This is a genomic window from Acinetobacter lactucae, from assembly GCF_013344765.1.
Classification (GTDB): Bacteria; Pseudomonadota; Gammaproteobacteria; order Pseudomonadales; family Moraxellaceae; genus Acinetobacter; species Acinetobacter lactucae_A.
On record NZ_JABVBF010000335.1, the window covers coordinates 1 to 1,194 of the forward strand.

1 protein-coding gene and 1 pseudogene are annotated in these 1,194 nt (G+C 35.5%); both read right to left on the bottom strand.

All coding sequences use genetic code 11. From position 1 onward, the window contains the following. Window positions 1-11 precede the first annotated feature (11 nt). Window positions 12-869 carry a DMT family transporter gene (locus tag HUN22_RS17140; RefSeq protein ID WP_174731917.1) on the bottom strand — a complete coding sequence of 286 codons (858 nt, stop codon included), beginning with the start codon at window positions 867-869 and terminating at the stop codon, window positions 12-14. Window positions 870-1,009: 140 nt separating this feature from the next. Then, window positions 1,010-1,194 (bottom strand): annotated as a pseudogene (locus HUN22_RS17145) (RNA chaperone Hfq); the annotation flags it as partial.

The following is a 1,194-nucleotide window of genomic DNA, read 5'->3' on the forward strand; positions in this document are numbered from 1 at the left end:
CTCTTGAACTATCAAGCCATTGTGCTAGCTAAACAAACTACCCCACTTATTCCTAGAAGAATCCCAAAAACAGTAGGCCATTTTAATTTTTCTTTATATAAAATCACTCCGCTCACAATTCCCAATAACACCACAAGAATATTCATGCTTGCAAAAACAATTGCAGGAGAGTCTTTTAAAAGAATATGAGCTTTTACATATAAAGCAATATTCAAAAAATTAAGTACACCTAGTATTAATCCAGCTAGCGTACTTTTAAACTGCCACTTTGGAGTCTTTTGTAGTAATACATATGAAATAGACAATATAAAAGCAGTAATAAAAATAAGATTTAAAGTAAGAGTAAACTGAAGTCCTAAACTACTTGTATATTTTAAGAGAATATCTACTGCTGCATAACCGCACCAAACGCTTAACAGAGCAAAAATCGCTTTTCGAGATTGATGATTTGAGAAAGAATTCATTTGTCCGAATAAGACAAGTAAGACTGCAAAAATTCCTAGACCTATTCCCCACAGTTTTAATGCATTAAATTGCTCATGAAAAAAGAAATATGCTGCAAGCAAAGAAAGAACAACCGAAAGTCTTTGGGCAAGTTCCGTCTTAACAATGCCTGCATATTCCAATGATTTAGCAAGGCATAAAAAAATACTAGGTAAAATTATTCCTAAAGCAATAATTAGCCACCAAGGCGTATGTTGTATTGAAACATGTTGAATATCAGGCCGAAACCACAAAAAACAAAGAAGACTTGCGCTTGCATAATTCCATGCAATCATTTGTAGTGGTTGATAACCTTTTCTCTTTAAAGTTTTTAATAGGATAGACACCAAGACACTGCTTAAAGCAGCAGCTAATATTAATATCATTCATTAAAGCCCTAAGTATTTAAATATATTCGTCACCATGATCAAATCGTATTCACAGCCAATTAAATATTTAGAATTAACTTTTAAATACACATAAAAAAACCAGCCATTATCTGACTGGTTTCTTTTTGAGAGTTCAATTAACGATTATTTTCGTCGTCTTGACCATCTTCAAATTTAGTATCGTTGTCAAAACCACCTTGATGACCACCGAAACCGCCTTGACCACCGAAACCGCCTTGACCACCGAAGCCACCTTGACCACCGAAGCCACCTTGACCACCGAAGCCGCCTTGACTACCGAAGCCGCCTTGAGCGCCACCGA